Below are 18326 nucleotides of genomic sequence, written 5' to 3'. Positions count from 1 at the left end.
CTCCGGTGGATGTGGCAGCGGGTATCTCCCCGTTTCACCTGCGCGACCGTGGACTCCCGGACAGCTCCTCCAGGGCGCGGGAGACGCGATTCAGCCCTTCGGCAAACGTCGTGGGATCCACACCCAGGCCGATGCGGATATGGCCGGGCGCGCCGAAGAAGCGGCCCGGGACCACGGCGGTGTCGTAGCGGTCGACGAGCACCGTGCAGAGCGCGTCCGCATCTTCCCCGCGCAGGCGGGGAAAGCTGACGGTGCCGTGGACGCGCGGCATGGCGTCCAGCTCCGGGCGCGCGGCGTAAAAGGCGTTCAGCGCGGCTGCGTTGGCGTCCAGCACCGCACGCGAGCGCCGGGCGATGGCGTCCAGATTCTGGAACGCGATCACACTCATCCGCTCCGCCACGTGCACGCCGATGTTGTTGAACAGCTCCGTCATCCGCCACATCCGCTCCGCCAGCGCCGGCTCGGCGAGAACCCATCCGCAGCGCAGGCCGTTGAGCCCGTACACCTTGGTCAGGCTGTTGGTGGATATGAACGCCTTGCCCAGGTGGAACGCGGTGCGCGGCGCGGGCTCCCACAGCGCGTCCAGGTACACCTCGTCCACGATCACGCGGGCGCCGGCTCGGGCCGCGATCTCGCCGACTTCACGCAGCGCGTCGTCGTCCGCCAGCGCGCTGCTGGGGTTGTGCAGGTTGGTGATGACGACGGCGCGCGTGTGGGGCGTCATCCCCCGCTGCACCGCCGCCGGATCCAGCCGGAAGCCGTCATCCGCGCGACGGGCAAAGTGGCGCACCTCCGCGCCCAGGTGGCGCGCGGCGGCGATCAGTGGCTCGTAGGTGGGGTGCTCGATCAGCACCTCGTCGCCGGGGCGGACGAGCGCGGCCAGGGCCAGGTAGTTGGCCATCGACGTCCCCATCGCCGCGACCACGCACGCGTCGTCCACGCGGTAGCGGGCCGCGATCGCCTGCTGCAGCGCGGGATAGCCGTACGCGCCGGTGCCGCTGATCTCCAGGTCGTCCAGCGTGACCGGCAGCTCGCGCAGCGGCAGGTAGGGCACGCCGCTGGAGGTGAGGTCCCAGCGGGCCGGCGTGCGCGTCTTGGCCCAGCGCAGGTACTCCGAGCCGAACGGGTCGTCCGTCATGCCGCGCGCCGGCGCCAGATCAGGTAGATGGGGACGCCGGTGAGCATGATCCCCAGCCCGATGGCGCTGTCCACCGGCGCCGCCAGCACGGTGCTGATGACGATGAGCGCCGCCGCGGTGATGAACAGCGCCGTGGTGAGCGGATGGCCGGGGACGCGCGCGGCGCCGTCGTCCGCGGCCCCGCCCCGCCGCCGGAAGAGGAAGATGGCGCCCGCCGTAAGCCCGAAGAACACCCAGTCCACCGCCACCACGTAGCTCAGGATCTGCTCGTAGCTGCCGGTGAGCGCGATCAGCAGCGACAGCGCGCCCTGCAGCACCACGGCCACCACGGGCGCCTGCGTCCGGGGCGACACCCACGCCACCTGGCGAAAGAACACGCCGTCTGCCGCCATGGCAAAGTACACGCGCGGCGCCGTCAGCATCCCCTGGCTCAGGAAACCCAGCGTGCTGATGGCGATGCCGGCGGCGATCAGCGTAGCCCCCACGTCGCCAAAGGCCAGGCGCATCACGCTGGATGCGGGCGCCGTCGTCTGCGCCAGCCCGGAAGCGCCCAGCGCGTGGATGCAGGCCAGCGTAACGCCCACGTACAGCGCGATCACCCCCAGCACGCCGATCAGCAGCCCGCGCGCCAAGTCCCGCCGCGGGTTGCGCATTTCGCCGGCGACAAAGCTGGCCGTCTGCCAGCCGCCGTACGAGAACATCACCGGCGTCATCGCCGCGCCAAACGCCAGCAGCAGGCTTCCTTCCGGCGGCGCGGGGGCCGGCACGAAATCCTTCCACGGCGTGGAAAAGGCCAGCCCCGCGCCCACCAGTGCGACGATGGCGACGATCTTCAACACCATCAGCGCGTTCTGCACGGTGCCGCCGCTGCGCACGCCCAGGCAGTTGACGGCCACCAGCAGCGCGATCCCCATCCCCGCCACCACGGGTTCGGCCAGCGGAACCTGCGTCACCTCGCGAAAGTAGCGCGCAAAGGTCACCGCCACGGCCGCCATGCCGCCCGTCTGGATCACCAGCAGGAGCGCCCAGCCGTAGACGAACGCCACGGCCGGATGATACGCGTCGCGCAGGTACGCGTACTGGCCGCCCACGTGCGGGCGCCGCGCCGCCAGCTCGGCATAGACGAACGCGCCCGCCAGCGCGATCAGCCCGCCCGCCAGCCACACGCCCACGATGAGCGCCGGCGTATTCACGTGCCGCGCGACCACTGACGGCGTGACGAAGATGCCGCTGCCCACGATGCCGCCCATCACGATCATCGTCGCGTCGAACAGCCCCAGCCTGCGGGCCAGCTGCGGCGCGTCCGGCTGCGCGGGTGCGGCGGGTGTCGGGTTCGCCATCGGGTGGGGGATGCGGGGATGGGGATGGATCGGCGGGATGCGGAAGAATCAGGCGAGCGCGGCCCCGCGGCAAGGCCCCCTCCCCGCTCGTTCCTCGCGGAGAGAGAATCCGGTCGCGCGTCGACAAAGCCGGCCGAGCGCCACAACCCCTCCCCCGAAGTTGGGGGAGGGGTCGGACGCCGTCGCGAGGAACGAGCGAACGGCGGTCCGGGGGAGAGGGCCCGCGGGTCGCGCCGGGCCCGCCCCTGCGGGGCCCTGCTACCCCGGCGTACCCTCAGCGATGTGCGCGGCGAGCAGTTCGTCCACCGCCGCGTAGCCGGACGGATACGGCACGCCGCCAATCGATGCGCCAGCGTCCAGCAGCGCGCGCACGGAATCGGGCGAGCGGCGGTGGGTCCAGTACGAGTCCACCGTGGCGCGCACGGCCAGCATCAGCGCCGTGCGGCCCCACCCGTCCAGCGCGTCCACCGCGGCCCCCCGGCCGATGAGCCGCCGCACCACCGCGGGCCATGCGCGCCACGCCGCCACGTGCAGCGCCGTGCTCCCCGGCGCGATGGCGAAGTAGCCGTCGCCTTCCTCGTATTCGGCGGTCACGGGGACGCCCAGGTCCAGCAGAAGCCGGACGCCCTCCGCGTTCCCCGTACCCGCGAATTCCGCCAGCAGCTGGCCCCCCTGGGCCCGCATCTCCGCGAGCGCCGGCGGCTCCGCCTCCGCGATGGCGCGCGCGGCCGGCTCGTCGCCTTGCGCGCAGGCCGCGATCAGCGCGTCGGCGCCGCGCAGGCCGATGGGGATGCCGCGCCGCTCCAGCAGGCGGAGAACGTCGCCGCGGCCGCGGCGCGCGGCCAGGGCGGTCGCGGAACGGCCGTGTACGGGGACGGCGGGGTCTGCGCCGTGGTCCAGCAGCAGCGCGATGGTTTCCAGCGCGTTGTCCCGCGCGATGGCGTGATGGAGGGGATTCCACCGCCGCGGTGCGTTGAGGTCGATCTCCTGCTCCAGCACCAGCCGGACGCCCTCCTCGTCATGCCAGTCGTGCTTGCGGACCAGCATGACGGCAAGGCTGTCCTGCGTGAGCCTGCCGGAATCCAGCAGGGCCTTCAAGACGGCGTTGTCGTAGCTTTCGGGGGCGTGGTAGGGGACCTCGTGGTCGTTGGGATCGGCGCCGTGTGCCAGCAGCAAGCGTGTAAGCTCCGCGTGGTGCGCGACGCCCGCGGCGCCGTACAGCGCACTCTCCCACTCCGGCGTGGGGTGGTGATTCGTTTCCCACCAGCCGGTGTTCGCGCTAGCGCCCGCCTCCAGCAGCGCCGCCGCCGACCGGACGAAGCCTTGCGAGCGCGCTGGATCCAGCCGCAGGTATCGCGAGAAGCACAGGTGCGTGAGCGCGTCCCACGCGCGCGGGCCACCCTTCGCCGTCGCGTTCGCGGGATCCTGCGCAAGGAAGCGGCGCACGGGATCGTCATCGCCCAGGATCGCCGCCGTGTGGACGCTGCTGGCCGCGACGGACGGGTGGGCGGCGAGGATGGCGTCGGCCTCCGCGAGCGTGCCGGATACGTGCGCGCGGTCCAGCGGCACGCAGGCAGCGTGGATGAACGCCGCCGCGGGATCCTGGAGCTCGCCCGCGGGCGTGGAGGCGGGCGGGACGGGACGATGGGGATCGATGGAGGTCATCGGGGTGGCATCCCGAGGTCCGGCGCATACGGCTGGTGCTGCATGCTAGCACCGGAACGCGCACTCCGCACGTTCGTACAGGCGGGCCCCGTCGCCAGGAACGAGCGAAAGGCCGTTCGGGGGGGCGGCCCGGCGGGGACGCGCCCACTCTGTTGTCGCACGCAGCCGCGACGTACCATGTGTTCCCTCCGCCGACTTTTCCTCACCACCCAGGCCCATGCGCTGGCTCCTCGACGACATTCTGGCTGTCAGCCGCCAATGTGACCTTGAAGTCCGACTTCTCGCCGCCGCGGATCGAGATCGCCTTCGCGAGCGGGTGGGTGTCCGCTGGGGCGCTTCGAGCCGGATCTGGGAACGGGCTCCTGGCTGCGAATCCGTTCAGGACGAGGATGGATGGCAGTGGATATCCGGCTTTGTGGGCGCGCGGCCGTGTATCCTCTTCTTCAATGCGGACGAAGAAGTTGAGATGGCCGAAGTTTCCTCCGGAGATGCGTTGCGGAGCCTGCTCGCAAACAGCTATCACTTCGAGTTCTATGTGACGGACGTCGACGCGAGCTACCTGATCTGCTTCAATCACCACGACTTCGTCATCGCCTGGGGAACCGCCTGTCCATGGCTGCGGCAACTGAAAGCGGCTCTCTGACGCTTTTCTGCGAGTTTGGGTCGCGCCCGTAGTGAGACAAACAATTGCGGGCGGCGGCGGGTTTGGTTATCCTTCGGTCACGCGAGCGGCCGCCCGATAATCGGGCGTGCGTCGCGCGCCGTCCCTCCCCGTGCTGGTCTCTCCCGTTCATACCGCGCCGTCAGCCGCGCAGCCGCACCGCATCCCGGGCCCGGCCGCCGTTCTTGCGCGCGACCTTCCAAGCCCTTTCATCGAGTTGACCGGTCATGCAGAACCCGACAGCCATACTCGTGCGGACCACCGCCGTCGCCCTTGTCGCGGGCGCCGTGCTGGGTGGATGCGACGCGCCCACGGCGCCCGGCGCACGCGCATCCGCCCCCGGCGGCCCGTCGATGCTCATTACCCCTGAATGCGCCGGTACGGGCGGAGAGGTGCACCCTGGCGGATCCATCACCACGCCGCAGACCTGGAGCCGCAGCGGCAGCCCGCACCGGGTGACGGGTACCATCGTGGTAAGCCCAGGTGGGCGGCTGAACATCGCGCCCGGCGTGACTGTATGCTTCGAGCAATACACGGGCGTGTACGCCGACGTGGGACAAGTGGTGGCGCGGGGGCGCGACACGGCGCGCATCCTGTTCACGGCGAGCGATCCCGCGTCCGGCTGGGCCGGGATGTCCTTTCACGGCAGCGCCGCCGCGCCCAGCTACCTGACCAACGTTCGCATCGAGCACGTAGACCACGACTACGTGGCCATTACCACCGGCGACGAGCATCCCGTGTACGTGGACAGCTCCGTCATCCGGCAGAGCGGGCGCGCCGTGGAGTTCGGGTCACCCGGATCGCGGATGATCCGCAGCCGCGTAGACACCACGACCTCCAGCAACTTGCCGGCGGTGACGCTCGCCACCGGCAGCCTGGAGAGATCGGTGGTGCGCGGCGCGGCCGGCGTGGGCGTGCGCGTGACCGGGCCCGGCGTGCTGCTGCTGGGCGGGCGAATCGAAGGGAGCGGCGACGTGGGGCTGCAGCTGTCGAACCTCACCCTGAACGGCACCAGCCGGGCCTTGCGGATCGTGGGCGGACAGTCGCATGCGGCGGAGATGTCCGTGGCCACGCTGGCGAAGCTGTATCCCACGCCCGCCGAGCAGGACAGCCTTCGCGGCAACGCGAGCGACAGCATCATCGTGTGGGGCGGAACGCTGCGGTCGCAGCTCACCGTCGACGAACGGCTCCCTCTGCGCGTAATCCTCCCCATCACCGTGGACTCGGCGGGCATGCTGGCCGCCAGGCCCGGAGCGAGGATGATCTTCGGGCGGGCCGTGTTCATAGTGGCCACCAACGGAGGCCGGCTGCAGTTGCGGGGGACCGCCGCGGCCCCGGTGCTGCTCACCGCCGCCGATCCCGCCGTGCGATGGGGTGGCCTGCGGCTCGATGGGCCGGTGGCCAGCACGAGCTACGTGACCAACACCCGCATCGAACACACCGCGCTGACGCACGCGGCGCTGTCCACCAACTGGAACCACCGGGTGATCGTGGACAGCACGGTGTTCCGCCTGGGTGGCGCCGGAGTGGACATGGACAGCCCGAACTCCCGCCTGAGCCGCTCGCGCGTGGACTCCATGATGAACAGCGAGCTTCCCGCGGTGCAGCTGGGGTGGAACGTGCTTCTCGAGAGCACGCTCATCCGCGCGTCGGCCGGGACGGGGCTGCGGGTCCAAGGGTATCAGACGGTGGTGGCGTCGTGCGGGGTGCGGGACGGCGGCGGTGACGGGATTCAGCTGATCGCCCCCGTCACCGTCAGCAACTGCAACCTGGTGAACAACGCCGGCGTGGGCTTGCGGTACATGTTCGACGGGCCGGCCGCCACCGCGACCGGCAACTGGTGGGGGAGCACGGGCGGTCCCATGGGCGCGGGCGGCGACGGCGTAGCCGGCAACGTGAACTACACTCCCTGGCGCACCACCCCGAACGTGCTGAAGTACGTGCGCTGAGGGCCTGCCCGGGACCGGGAACGCTGATCATCGAAAGCCCCGTCGGCCAGTTACGGCCGGCGGGGCTTCGTCGTTATGTGGGCAGGCGATCATCGACGTTCCGGCATGCCGCCCCCCGACCTTTCGGCTACCCAAACCTCCCCCAGGGTTTTTTGGGGAAGGTGCGAGCCTCAGCGAGCGGAGGGGGCACCGGCCGACACAGCGTGATGCGCCCACTTCTCCCAGAATCCGTCCCGCTATTCCCTATTCCCTATTCCCTGCCCCTCTACTCCGAGCCCCGCAGCGCTTCGATCCGCGCGATCTCGTCGTCCGACAGGCGGAAGTCGCCGCCGCTCATCACGCCCGCCACCTGCTCGGCACTGCGCGCGCCGACGATGGCGCCGGTGACGGAGGGCAGGCGCAGCGTCCACGCGATCGCCACCTCGCCCGCCGAGCGGCCGTGCGCCTGGCCGATCTCGCGCAGCGCGTCGGCGATGGCTAGATTGCGGGAAAGTCGGGGCTCCCGGAACTCGTCACTCCTGCTCCGCCAGTCGTTCTCGGGCAGGCTGGCCGCGCGCTCGCGCGTCATCCCGCCGGTCAGCAGGCCGCTGCCCATCGGCGAGTAGACGATGGTGCCAATGCCGTTCGCCTCGCAGAACGGCAGGATCTCGCGCTCCACCTCGTCGTCGATCAGCGAGTACGGGGGCTGCAGCGAGGTGACGGGGGCGATTTCCTGCGCCATCCGCAGCTGCGGCACGTTCCAGTTGCTCACCCCGATCCAGCGCACCTTTCCCTCGCGCTGAAGCTCCGCCATCGTCCGCCACCCCTCGGCGTCCTCGTCGGGATCGTTGGGCTCCGTGGGCCAGTGGATCTGGTACAGGTCGATGGCGTCGGTCTTGAGCCGGCGCAGGCTGGCCTCGCACTCGCGGCGGATGGAATCGGCGCGCAGGACCTTGTTGACCTCCGCGTGTTCATCCCACACCAGGCCGCACTTGGTGAACACGTATGGCCGCGCGCCCGACCATCCCTCCACCGCGCGCGCCACAACCTCTTCGGAGTGGCCCAGGCCGTACACGGCGGCGGTGTCGATCCAGTTGACGCCCATGTCAAGCGCCTTGTGGATGGCCTCGACGGATTGCTGGTCGTCCTGCGGTCCCCACGCAAAGGCGTAACCCGTTCCGCCGATGGCCCACGAGCCGAAGCCGATGGGCGTGATCTCCAAATCGCTGTTGCCCAGCTTGCGTGTCTGCATCTGCGTGCTCGATCCTTTTGCAATGACGGACCCCGGCTCCGGGACGAAGCCGGGCCGGGGTGCCGCCTGCGCGATCCATGCCGATCGCGGCGCAGCGCCGTGTGCTCAGCGCGGCGCTTCCTGAGTCCGTATCCACGTCGTCGTCGTCCATCATCCCTGACGATGCACTGCGTGATGGCGACGCGGACTCAGCGTGGGGATCACGCGAGGGAGCCGGCGAGCGGGTCGGGCGATGCGGCGATCCAGTCGATGGACTGGCCGTGGCCGCCGGTAAAGGCGACGGGCTCGCCATTGACGGCCAGGATGAAGCGGTCGCTGGGCGGCGGGCCATCCAGCTTGACGGCGATCTCGGGGAACACGCCGGGGCCCTCGTTGCTGATCCACACGGCGCCCAGGTCACGGACGGTCTGGACAAAGCGCTCCCGTTCCCTGGGATGGACGTAGTTCAGGACGGCGGAGTGAAAGATGACCAGCGTGGCGTTTTGGGGGGCCCGCGAGGCGTGGATGCGCAGGTCCTGCTCGCGCGTCAGATCACCACGGATCACATCGCCCGAGTACCGGCGGGCGATGTGGATGGCGGCGTGCAGGCGTTCGGCGCGGGCTTCCTGCCCGGGCCAGACCAGCGTCTGCAGCCACGCCGTGTCATCCGTGTTGAACACGTTGACCGGGTTCAGCTCCAGGCCCCCCCGCCAGGCAATGGGCGGCATCCGCTCCGGCAGCGGCGTGGCGTCGTTCGCGCGGCACGGAAAGACGGGCGCCGGGTAGCCGACGTCGATCTCCGGCTCCAGCCTGGCGCGGCCGTAGTCGTAGGCGTAAAGGTCGGGGAGCAGGCACAGCCCGGCCGACGCGCCCACCTCCAGCAGCGCCAGGGGCTGCGGAAGCCGCGCGAACACCGGCAGCACCACGGCGCAGCGCCCGGGCTCGTTGGTCTGCGTGGCCCGCGCCATCACGACGGCGCGGATGGCCTCCGCGTGCTCCGCGATGAGCGCGTCGAGGTGACCCTCGTCGCGCGGCGTGCCGTACAGGTGCCGCACCGCCGCGAAAACCAGGTTCGGCTGCTGCTTGGGCCCCGGCAGCGACGCAATGAACGCGAGCATCGCCTCCGACTCCGCGACGGCGCGGGCCAGCGCCTCGTACAGCGGCGACACGCCCTTTGCCTCGTTGTGGGCGAACTGGCGGTAGCGGGCGCGTAGCTGGGTGTGAGCGTCTTTCTGATCCACGGGATGCTGCCTGATTCGGAGGATTCGGCGCGCCGCCTCAACGACGACGGGTTACGCGCGATGCCCACCGCAGGTTTCTCCCCCCCAGCTGTTCGCGGGAGCCATGGGCGGCTCGAACTCGGGACGCGCACTTGCAGGCGGCGGGAGCGGTGCCCATCTTCGCCGTGCTGGCTGGTGTATGCGGCTGCCCGAGTTCGACGAGAGAACGGTGACTGGTTCTGATGCGGGCCCGCCCGACAGGTGGCTCTACCGGATCGTCCACGCGGACAACATCCCGACGCTGCTGCAGAGGGGCGGGCTGCACGCGCCCACTGCCACACCGAACGACGGTCTTGTCTACCGCACCATCCACAACACCAACGTCCAGGCGAGCCGAAGCCTCCGCGCCATCCCGTGCGGACCTGGCGGCACCATCCACGACTACGTTCCTTTCTACTTCGGGCCGCTGTCCGTCATGCTCCTGAACCTGCACACGGGGCGGGTAGCGGGGTATGATGAGGGACAAAACCCGATCGTGTATGTGGTTAGCTCGATTGACAGGGTCGCGGCGGCCGGTCGCCCCTGGGTTTTCTCGGACGGGCACGGCCTCGCTGCCCTCACCAACTGGTACGACGATCCGGCTCGGCTCGACGAGGTGGACTGGGATCTCGTGGGTGCGCGCTACTGGGCGGACCAACCGGAGGACAACGACCGGAAGCGGCGGAAGCAGGCGGAGTTCCTGGTATGGGAGCACCTGCCGTGGTCAGCCGTGGCGGGCATCGCCGTCCTGAACGCTCCCATGAAGACGCGGATCGAGGCCGTTATGGCCCCTTACCCGATTGCTGCCGACATCAAGGTCGTGGTAAAGCGGGACTGGTATTACTACTGACGGAGCAGGAACGTGATTCGGATTGCACGCGGTAATCTGCTGGAAGCACCTGTCGAGGCCCTGGTCAACACTGTCAACTGTGTCGGCTACATGGGCAAGGGCATTGCCCTGCAGTTCAAGCAGGCGTTTCCGGCGAACTTCAAGGCCTACGAGTCCGCGTGCAAGCTGGGCGAAGTGACACCCGGCAAGATGCTGGTGCATGACCACGGGATGTTGATCGAACCGCGGTTCGTCATCAACTTCCCTACCAAGCGGCACTGGCGCGGCAAGTCGAAGATGGAGGACATCGAGTCGGGGCTGGCCGCGCTGGTGGAAGAGGTGCGCCAGCGTGGTATCCGGAGCATTGCGATACCACCGCTCGGTTGTGGGCTCGGAGGCCTGGAGTGGAGCGAGGTACAGCCACGGATCGAGGCCGCCTTTGCGGCGCTCCCCGACGTGGACGTGCATCTCTACGCCCCGGCTGGCGCTCCCGCCGCGAAGGCAATGCCGGTGCGGACGGAGCGGCCCAGAATGACCCCGGCGCGTGCGCTCTTCATCAAGCTGATGGAAACCTACGCAGCGCTTGATTACAGCCGCACGCTGCTCGAGGTACAGAAGCTCGCGTATTTCCTGCAGGTTGCGGGCGAGCCGCTTAAGCTCCGGTACGAGGCGGGAATCTATGGGCCTTATGCCCACAACCTGAACAAGGTTCTTGAGGCGCTGGAGGGCCATTACATCCGGGGCTATGGGGACAGCCAGCGCCCCGATGCAGAAATAGAGCTCCTTCCCGGCGCGGTCGAAGCGGCCGAGTCCTTCATCGATCAGGATTCGGAATCGCGGTACCGGCTGTCACGCGTCGCGGAACTCATCGAGGGTTTTGAAACCCCGTATGGAATGGAGTTGCTGGCGACGGTGCACTGGGCCGGCACGATCGGCAGCCGCGACGGCGCACCGCCGGCGCGCATGGTCGAAGAGGCGGTGTCGATTGTCCATGCGTGGAATCCGAGGAAGCAGCGTATTTTCAAGCCTCGACACGTGCACAAGGCGTGGGACCGGCTGACCAGCCTCGGCTGGTTCGAAAGCGACGTGGAACCCACAACCTCACCCGGAAACCGTCTGCTATGAGCCGGCTGCACTGACCAGCCCGGCGAGGGTGGTCATTGCAGCCACGCAGCGCTGGGCGAAATAGAGTGGCGTGCCACCGGGCTTCGGGGGCACGCCATCTTTTCGCGTTGAGGCAGCGGTCCTCACTCCTTCACCTCCGAACTCGCGGCTGCAGACATTCACTCGTTGCCGCGAAGCCATTCGCCCTTGCCCGCCGGACGGGATCAATTCTGGCGTCCGTCCCCGTCGCGCCCATCCGCCCCGCCGGCATCCGTTGCCGGCTGTCCGTCAGATGCTACTATTCTCGCACGTCTCACATCGCACGAGACCGCTGGTCCACGATCCCCAGGAGCAATCCGTCTTGAGAACGTACGTTTCCCTTGCCGCCCTGTGCCTGGCCGCCGCCGCGTGCGCCACGCAGCAGGCGGCCGAGCCCGCGTCCCCCGCCCCGGCGTCCGCCATGCCGGCGGGGAACGCATCCGCTGGCGCCAACCAGCGGCTGGACTCGCTGGCCGAGGCCTACTTCGAGGCGGGGCTGGCGCTCAGCCCGGTGGGGGCCACCTCGCTGGGCGACAACCGCTACAACCACATCTACACCGTCGGCTTCAGCCCCGACATCCGCAACCGGGCCCGCGCGCTCACCCAGGCGTACGAGCGGCAGCTGCAGGCCATCGACCCCGCGTCGCTGGACGCCCAGCACAAGCTGACGTACGAGATCTTTCGACGCGAGCTGGAGGAGAATCGCGAGGGTGAGCGCTTTCCTCAGCACCTGGTCCCGCTGAACCAGTTCTTCAACTTTACCGCGGGCTTCGTGCAGATGGGGGCCGGCAACGGCATCCATCCGTTCCGCACGGTGGATGACTACGAGGACTTTCTGGGCCGCATCCGCGGCTTCGAGCAGGCCATCGACATCACCATCGCCAACCTGCGCGAGGGGATGGCGGCGGGCATCGTGCAGCCGCGGGTGCTGATGGAGCGCGTGCTGCCGCAGCTGTCCGCGCACCTGGTGGACGATCCCACGCAGAGCCTGTTCTACGGCCCCATCACCAACCTGCCAGCCGACTTCAGCGCCGCCGACCGTGCGCGGCTCACGGCGGAGTACACGGCCGCCATCCGTGACCGCGTGATCCCCTCGTTCCGCAAGCTGCACGACTTTGTGCGCGACGAGTACATGCCGCGCACGCGCACCACGGTGGGCCTTTCCGCGCTGCCGGGCGGCCGCGAGTGGTACGAGTTCCAGGTGCGCTCCGTTACCACCACGGACCTTACCCCCGAGCAGATCCACGACATCGGCCTGTCGGAGGTGGCGCGCATCCATCGTGAGATGGAGACGGTGATGCGGCAGGTGGGGTGGACGGGCGACCTGAAGTCGTTCATGCAGCACATGGTGTCGGATCCGCGCTTTCGCTACAGCACGCGCGAGGAGATGCTGGCCGACTACCGCGCCGCGCAGGCCCGCATCGACGCGACCACGGACCGCCTGTTCGACCTCAAGCCCAAGGCCAACTACGAAATCCGCCCGGTGGAGCCGTTCCGAGAGCGCAGCTTCAGCGGCGGATCGTACACGGCGGCGGCGCTGGACGGCAGCCGGCCCGGCGTCTTTCACCTCAACACCTACGATCCGCCCAGCCGGCCGCGCTACGGGATGGAGACGCTGCTGATCCACGAGGGGTCGCCGGGCCACCACTTTCAGATCTCCATCGCCCGCGAGCTGGAGAACCTGCCCCGCCTGCGCCGCTTTGGCGGATACACGGCGTACGTGGAGGGATGGGGGCTGTACGCCGAAACGCTGGGCAAGGAGCTGGGGGTGTACACCGACCCCTACCAGTACTTTGGCTACCTGTCGTCGGAGCTGTGGCGCGCCATCCGGCTGGTGCTGGACACCGGCATCCACGCCAAGGGGTGGACGCTGGAGCAGGCGGCGGAGTACGCGCGCCAGAACTCCGCCAACAGCGAAACCAGCACCCAGTCCGAGGTGGAGCGCTTTGCCGCCATCCCCGGCCAGGGGCTGGCGTACAAGGTGGGCGAGATGAAGATCACCGAGCTGCGCCGCCGGGCCGAAGCTGCGCTGGGGCCGCGCTTCGACATCAAGGCGTTCCACCGCGCGGTGCTGGAAGACGGCGCGCTTCCGCTGGACGTGCTCGACGACAAGATCGACCGCTGGATCGCCGAGCGTCAGGCCGCCCGCTGACGCGGGGAAAAGCGGGCCTCACACGGAGTTAACGGAGTCAACGGAGTTTGTTCGATGCGGCTCCGCCCGCTCCGGAGTTGGCCGCGAAGCGGGCGAAACAGGGAGGATGATCCCCTCCGCGCATCTGTCATTTCGAAGGGAGGCGCCGCGCGGATCCGCCCGCCGCTCCAAGCTCCGGCGCCGACGGGGAAATCTACTGCCGGCGACTCGTGGGAGGTTCCACGCGACGTCCCTTGAGGACGGTTGCTTTCGTTCGGATGAATACGGAGCGCCGCCAGCGATGGCGGCGCTCCGTCGTTCCACCGATGGGTGATCGCCAGGGACCGCGGTGGCGGATACGAGAAAGCCCGCGCGGCGCAGGAGCCGTGCGGGCTTTCGGTGCCTATGCGCGCGGCCCGCTCAGCAGAGGTTGGTCGAGCAGGTGAGCCGCGTGTTGCAGCCGGGGACGCAGCCGGGCAACTGCGTGATGGCCAGCCCCTGCTGTCCGTGGCCGTTCACCGTACCGGCGGCCGCCTCCGTCTCGCTGGTCGCGAACGAACTCACCTGCAGGTCTTCGACCGTGAGCTTGATCTTGTCCATCGGTGCCCCCTTGTGGAGAGATGTCGCTCGCCCGTCCGCTGCACGCGGCGGCCAGCAAGAGTACTCATTCAAATAATAGGTCTAGAATTGAACGTGCACAAGGCTGCTTGCCGCTCGCGTCGTTCCGCGGCTCACGACCAGGATTGGCCGGATGGCGAAGAAGATCGTGTTCCGTCTCGCGGTCCTGGATGGGGGCACGCCCCGGCAAGCCGAGGTGGGGTCCGCCGCGTGGTGCTTCGCATGACGAGGTGTGGCATGCATCTGGCTCCGGCGCAACGCGCTGCCACCACGGAACATGCGACGGGACGACGTACGCGATGCGGATGCTGAAGGCTGCGGTGCTGCTCACATTCTCCACGTTCGTGGGCGCTTGCGGGGGCGACGAGCACAAGGGCTACGTGCGCGAGGCCAGGGAGGCTCCGCGTACGGCGCAGCAGCCGGCAGCGCGGCCCGCCCCGCCGCCGCGCCCCATGACGGCCGCGGATTCCGCCACGGTGCGCACCCGCATTGCGGCGGAGAGCACGACGGTGGCGGCGGCGTTCGCAAAGGTGCCGCGGCTCAAGGCGCGCGAGATCGGCAACCTGCGGCTGGACAAGAACGCCAGGCAGGTGGCCAGCGCGCAGCGCCTGGGCCTGCAGGTGTCGGGACAGGCCGAGATCGACCGCATGGTGCGGCAGGGCCGCCTGGTGCCGCTGGGCGACAGCACGCAGTACTGGATCCTGCGCCCCATGGACCACGCGGCGCCGTACGTTACGCCGGACACAAAGGCGATGCTGGAGGACCTGGGCCGCCGCTTTCACGCGCGCCTGGACGCGGCGGGGCTGCCGCGCTACCGGTTCAAGGTGACCTCGGCCATCCGCACCGCGGATGCACAGGTGGACCTGCGCAAGACCAACTCCTACGCGGCCAGCACCACCAGCGCCCACCAGTTCGGCACCACCGTCGACGTGTCGCACGAGCGCTTCGCCGTCCCCGCGGGCCCGCGCGCGGCCGCCGGCGCTGCTTCGGCGCCCGTAGCCGGTGCGTGGGAGCTGGAGGCGGAGATGCTGGAGCAGGTGGGTAAGGAGCACGCCCGCGCCCTGCAGGCCGAGCTGGGCCGCGCGCTCACCGAACTGCGTGAGGCGGGCGCCGTGCACGTGATGATGGAGAACAAGCAGCCCGTCTACCACTTCACGCTGGCCAGGCCCTTCGCGCGCGCCAGCGCGTTGAGGTAGCGGGTGTGTTCGCCAATCTGCCAGGAGCCTGATTTCCTGAGAGGCTGTTGCCCAACCTCACCTGATGCCATCTGAGCCCACCTGAGCCCACGTGTCATCCTGAGGGAGCGCACACCCATAACGTTCTTAGCCACAACCGCTTGCGCGCGACCGAAGGATCTTTGTCGGGTCGCGCAAGGCCCAGCCCTCGGAGCCGTTCAGCCTCTTTAGTCAGGCAAGCAAGGTCCTTCGGTCGGCGCCAACGATGGACGCAACAGGGTCCCGGCACCGCGTGCGGCGTCGGGACCTGTCTTCATCCATCGAAAACGGCCTTCAGCCCTTGATGGTCATCAGCGGGGTCAGCTCCACCACGGGGCGCGCCAGGCCGGCACCCGCGAGCGTATCCACCACCGGGCCGATCCCCTTGTAGGCGTGTGGCGCCTCCTGCTTGATCTCGTCCAGCTTTCTCTGGACGATGTCGCGGCGCAGGCGCACGTCCGGCCGCCGCAGGTCCAGCGGGCTCACCACCCGGAATCGCTCCAGGAAGCGCTGGAACTCGTCCTCGTGCCCGCGGATGGCGTCGCCGCGCGACATCATGCGGCCGGCGCCGTGGCTGGCGCTGGAAAGCGCCTCGGGGTTCCCCTGCCCCGCCAGCACAAAGCTGCTGGCGCCCATGGACCCGGGCACCAGCACCGGCTCGCCGTAGTACTCGAACGGCGTTCCCGCCATTTCCGCGAACCCGCGGGCCGGGCAGCTGCCCTTGCGGTGGATGGCCCACTCCTCGCCGCCGCGCTCCTCGCGCCAGATGAAGTTGTGCGGCGCGTCGTACAGCAGCCGGAAGTCGACGCCGTCGCCGCACACGCGGCGCAGGCCGGCCAGCGCGGTGAGCGCCAGGAACAGCCGGTTGGCAAAGGCAAAGTTGCCCGCGTTGTGCAGCGAATCCCAGAACAGCCCCGCCTCGTCGGCGTACCGCTCCCCCTGCGGCAGCACGAAGATCCCGTTCTCCGGGTGCCGCAGCGTGGGCGGGTAGATCTTCCGGACGACGTCGCGAAAGTAGCCGCCGCTCAGGTGGCCAACGGAGACGGAGCCGGTGTGCACCATCACCGTCACCATCCCCGGCTTAAGGCCCCACGCGTGCGCCGTGGTGCCGTCCAGGACCTTTTCGACCCGCTGAATCTCGACGAAGTGGTTGCCGCCGCCGATGCTGCCGATCTGGCTGTCGCGGCTCAGCTGCCCCGGCGGCCCCATCCAGTCGTCCAGTCCGAAGATGCGGCCTGCCTCCAGCGTTCCCCTGCGATCCACCCGCGCCAGCTCGCCCTCCATGTCCAGCTCGTGAAAGAGGGACCATACCCCCTCCGTCAGCGAGCGCGGCGCCGAGTCCAGCAGCCCGGTCAGTCCCTGCGTGAGCATGGCCGCGCGCTGCTCGCGGGTCATGGGAATGTTGCGGCCGCCTTCGAAGAACAGGTGTCGAAAGGCGGTGTCCAGCTCTTCGGTGCGGCCTTCCAGGTCCTCGGCCTGCAGGCTGGTCAGGTGCAGCCGCATTCCGCAGTTGATGTCGTTGCCGATGGACTGCGGGACGAGGAATCCGCGCGTGGCCAGCACGGTGCCCACGGGAATGCCGCGGGCCTTGTGAAAGTCCGGCGTAACGGCCACCTGCGTGACCGCCGGCTCCGTCTCGAAGCTTTCCGGCGAGTTTGCGGCAAAGCGCTCCACCGTGCGGCTCAGGTCCAGCATCTGGACCAGTTCCGTCACGGCCGCGGGCTCTACCGGAACCGATGGGTTGGCGAAGAGTACGGCGTCGATGCCGTAGGGGTTGTCGATTCGCACCCGGTTTTCGTCCAGGCGCGACAGGCGTGGATCCAGCGTCATGAGGGTTCCATGGTGCAAACAATAGCGACCATCCCGGTCAGCGCCCCTTGTTGGGCACCGGCGGGAAGGTCGGATACGGTCAGCACCGCGGACATCTATTGTCGCACATTGCCGGGATTTGCGCAACCCACAGATGGGCTGGTCAACACAGATGCTGAGTGCCGCAGTGCGCATGACACCTCATACGAACGAACGGATATGCGCGGGATTAAGAATGTCTCGGCGCAGGTCAGTCAATTGGCGGTAAACATTATCCCTCTGGCCCGTGTCTTTGCGGAGCGCTTCCTGAACAAGGTTGATCAGAAGACAACTAGCTGCCGCGCCAATGGCTATTTCAGGCTGGTCGATGACCTCAGCTCCCACCGTCAAGAGTCCTCCTAGCCCAATTGGAATCCACCGAGTGAAATTGCGGTTCGCTTTGGCACTCCGAAACTTTTCACACTCGTTGTGGAAGTGCTGCGCAGCACCCAAAACCTTCTGCAACACAACGTGAGAATTGCCACTAGCGCTAAGCTGGTGTACGGAGGATAGCTGGGTAGTCACTTCCGCTAGAGCTCCCCGAATATCCATGTACGAATACCTTAGCTGAGCGTATTGTTCAGCACTGAGAGTCTGTACCTCGAGTGGGATTTCGAGTTGGATAATCGCGCTGAGCAAGGATCCACGAACCCGTCCTTCAGGATGCACTTGCAAACCATCCAATGCATTTACAGCAAAGGCGATCGGCGCATCTGTGGCTGTGTTGCATCCCAGTCGTCGGGCAATGTTATCTGCTACATAGGAGAGGACGAGATCACTCGCGGCTGCGGGAACAACAAAAACGTCGTCCCTACCGATTTCTCTAACCAATGATGTGGAGACGTCATCAATTAATTCGTTTTCCTCTAATAATCGCGAGACTTCGCGGGAAAGTTTGCTTTCATGGATCCAAACCTTACCTGGGAGTTCAATCGTTCCGCCCGGACCCACAATCACTTCAATTCTGTCCAGCCCTGATGAGGTCTCGCGGATGTGGGACAGCGCTTTGCTTAGCCGCTGTAGATTGACCGCGTCAAGAGAGGTATCGTTCGCTCCTGGTGACTCTCGCACGATTGCACCGGGCAGTACTGATCCAAGTCGTTCGACGTACTCTGGATCCTGATGTCCAGCATCGTTCGGGATGATGCGGATCACCTGATCCGTGACGAGGAGCATCGCACGCAGCCATCGCTCATCGGGATCAAAGCTCGGGTAGTAAATGACTTGTGTAGGAATCACACGGGTTTCCTGAGGGAAAAGGGTGTGCGAAGACATCGGAGGCCAATGCGACCCGGCATCTCCCAGAACAGTCGTCAAGTTC

At 68.0% G+C, this 18326-nt stretch carries 14 protein-coding genes; 6 read left to right on the top strand and 8 right to left on the bottom strand.

The window, feature by feature from the left end; genetic code table 11:
- Positions 1–34 precede the first annotated feature (34 nt).
- From ACOJUJ_RS03645 to ACOJUJ_RS03635, 3 genes are all read right to left on the bottom strand, one after another.
- Positions 35–1138, bottom strand: a complete 1104-nt coding sequence (locus tag ACOJUJ_RS03645) for an aminotransferase class I/II-fold pyridoxal phosphate-dependent enzyme (protein WP_420125486.1) — start codon at positions 1136–1138, stop codon at positions 35–37.
- Positions 1135–2478, bottom strand: coding sequence for an APC family permease (locus ACOJUJ_RS03640; RefSeq protein ID WP_420125485.1), 1344 nt, complete (start codon positions 2476–2478; stop codon positions 1135–1137). The genes ACOJUJ_RS03645 and ACOJUJ_RS03640 overlap by 4 nt, the downstream gene beginning before the upstream one ends.
- Positions 2479–2736: 258 nt before the next feature.
- On the bottom strand, positions 2737–4143 hold the full coding sequence (locus tag ACOJUJ_RS03635; protein ID WP_420125484.1) for an ankyrin repeat domain-containing protein: 1407 nt from the start codon (positions 4141–4143) through the stop codon (positions 2737–2739).
- A gap of 217 nt (positions 4144–4360) precedes the next feature.
- On the opposite strand from ACOJUJ_RS03635, the gene ACOJUJ_RS03630 reads away from it, so the two are divergent.
- Positions 4361–4786 (top strand): hypothetical protein, encoded by a 426-nt coding sequence (locus tag ACOJUJ_RS03630; protein ID WP_420125483.1) that lies wholly within the window; start codon positions 4361–4363, stop codon positions 4784–4786.
- A 245-nt stretch (positions 4787–5031) separates the two neighbouring features.
- Positions 5032–6753 (top strand): right-handed parallel beta-helix repeat-containing protein, encoded by a 1722-nt coding sequence (locus ACOJUJ_RS03625; RefSeq protein ID WP_420125482.1) that lies wholly within the window; start codon positions 5032–5034, stop codon positions 6751–6753.
- Between the two features lie 265 nt (positions 6754–7018).
- On the opposite strand, the gene ACOJUJ_RS03620 is transcribed toward ACOJUJ_RS03625, so the two are convergent.
- Both ACOJUJ_RS03620 and ACOJUJ_RS03615 read right to left on the bottom strand, forming a co-directional pair.
- Positions 7019–7984, bottom strand: coding sequence for an aldo/keto reductase (locus ACOJUJ_RS03620; RefSeq protein ID WP_420125481.1), 966 nt, complete (start codon positions 7982–7984; stop codon positions 7019–7021).
- Positions 7985–8184: 200 nt separating this feature from the next.
- A complete protein-coding gene (locus tag ACOJUJ_RS03615; RefSeq protein WP_420125480.1) occupies positions 8185–9204 on the bottom strand; it encodes a DUF2332 domain-containing protein in 1020 nt (339 codons plus the stop codon).
- 178 nt (positions 9205–9382) lie between these two features.
- On the opposite strand from ACOJUJ_RS03615, the gene darT reads away from it, so the two are divergent.
- The 3 genes from darT to ACOJUJ_RS03600 all read left to right on the top strand — a co-directional run bounded on the left by darT (position 9383) and on the right by ACOJUJ_RS03600 (position 13346).
- Positions 9383–10072, top strand: coding sequence for a type II toxin-antitoxin system toxin DNA ADP-ribosyl transferase DarT (darT, locus tag ACOJUJ_RS03610; RefSeq protein ID WP_420125479.1), 690 nt, complete (start codon positions 9383–9385; stop codon positions 10070–10072).
- Between the two features lie 12 nt (positions 10073–10084).
- Positions 10085–11176: a type II toxin-antitoxin system antitoxin DNA ADP-ribosyl glycohydrolase DarG gene (gene darG / locus ACOJUJ_RS03605; protein ID WP_420125478.1), complete on the top strand. Its 1092-nt coding sequence runs from the start codon at positions 10085–10087 to the stop codon at positions 11174–11176.
- Positions 11177–11516: 340 nt separating this feature from the next.
- Positions 11517–13346: a DUF885 domain-containing protein gene (locus tag ACOJUJ_RS03600; RefSeq protein ID WP_420125477.1), complete on the top strand. Its 1830-nt coding sequence runs from the start codon at positions 11517–11519 to the stop codon at positions 13344–13346.
- A 399-nt stretch (positions 13347–13745) separates the two neighbouring features.
- On the opposite strand, the gene ACOJUJ_RS03595 is transcribed toward ACOJUJ_RS03600, so the two are convergent.
- The gene (locus tag ACOJUJ_RS03595) at positions 13746–13925 is read right to left on the bottom strand and encodes a pinensin family lanthipeptide (protein ID WP_420125476.1); all 180 of its coding nucleotides are present in this window, start codon (positions 13923–13925) and stop codon (positions 13746–13748) included.
- A gap of 317 nt (positions 13926–14242) precedes the next feature.
- On the opposite strand from ACOJUJ_RS03595, the gene ACOJUJ_RS03590 reads away from it, so the two are divergent.
- Positions 14243–15139, top strand: coding sequence for a DUF5715 family protein (locus tag ACOJUJ_RS03590; RefSeq protein WP_420125475.1), 897 nt, complete (start codon positions 14243–14245; stop codon positions 15137–15139).
- A 312-nt stretch (positions 15140–15451) separates the two neighbouring features.
- On the opposite strand, the gene ACOJUJ_RS03585 is transcribed toward ACOJUJ_RS03590, so the two are convergent.
- On the bottom strand, positions 15452–16987 hold the full coding sequence (locus ACOJUJ_RS03585) for an RtcB family protein (RefSeq protein ID WP_420125474.1): 1536 nt from the start codon (positions 16985–16987) through the stop codon (positions 15452–15454).
- Between the two features lie 180 nt (positions 16988–17167).
- Entirely contained in the window at positions 17168–18280 is a 1113-nt protein-coding gene (locus tag ACOJUJ_RS03580; protein ID WP_420125473.1) for a hypothetical protein, read from the bottom strand.
- Between the last annotated feature and the right edge of the window lie 46 nt (positions 18281–18326).

This window comes from Longimicrobium sp., assembly GCF_048594345.1.
In the GTDB taxonomy this organism is placed as follows: domain Bacteria; phylum Gemmatimonadota; class Gemmatimonadetes; order Longimicrobiales; family Longimicrobiaceae; genus Longimicrobium.
The sequence above is the reverse complement of the archived record's forward strand: the minus strand, read 5'-3'. Positions and strand labels throughout refer to the sequence as shown.

Coding starts and splice junctions, on each gene's coding strand:
- ACOJUJ_RS03640 (WP_420125485.1), bottom strand. CDS start 2,478: ATGGCGAACCCGACACCCGCCGCACCCGCGCAGCCGGACGCGCCGCAG.
- ACOJUJ_RS03645 (WP_420125486.1), bottom strand. CDS start 1,138: ATGACGGACGACCCGTTCGGCTCGGAGTACCTGCGCTGGGCCAAGACG.
- ACOJUJ_RS03630 (WP_420125483.1), top strand. CDS start 4,361: ATGCGCTGGCTCCTCGACGACATTCTGGCTGTCAGCCGCCAATGTGAC.
- ACOJUJ_RS03595 (WP_420125476.1), bottom strand. CDS start 13,925: ATGGACAAGATCAAGCTCACGGTCGAAGACCTGCAGGTGAGTTCGTTC.
- ACOJUJ_RS03590 (WP_420125475.1), top strand. CDS start 14,243: ATGCGGATGCTGAAGGCTGCGGTGCTGCTCACATTCTCCACGTTCGTG.
- ACOJUJ_RS03635 (WP_420125484.1), bottom strand. CDS start 4,143: ATGACCTCCATCGATCCCCATCGTCCCGTCCCGCCCGCCTCCACGCCC.
- ACOJUJ_RS03580 (WP_420125473.1), bottom strand. CDS start 18,280: ATGTCTTCGCACACCCTTTTCCCTCAGGAAACCCGTGTGATTCCTACA.
- ACOJUJ_RS03625 (WP_420125482.1), top strand. CDS start 5,032: ATGCAGAACCCGACAGCCATACTCGTGCGGACCACCGCCGTCGCCCTT.
- ACOJUJ_RS03620 (WP_420125481.1), bottom strand. CDS start 7,984: ATGCAGACACGCAAGCTGGGCAACAGCGATTTGGAGATCACGCCCATC.
- ACOJUJ_RS03585 (WP_420125474.1), bottom strand. CDS start 16,987: ATGACGCTGGATCCACGCCTGTCGCGCCTGGACGAAAACCGGGTGCGA.
- darT (WP_420125479.1), top strand. CDS start 9,383: ATGCGGCTGCCCGAGTTCGACGAGAGAACGGTGACTGGTTCTGATGCG.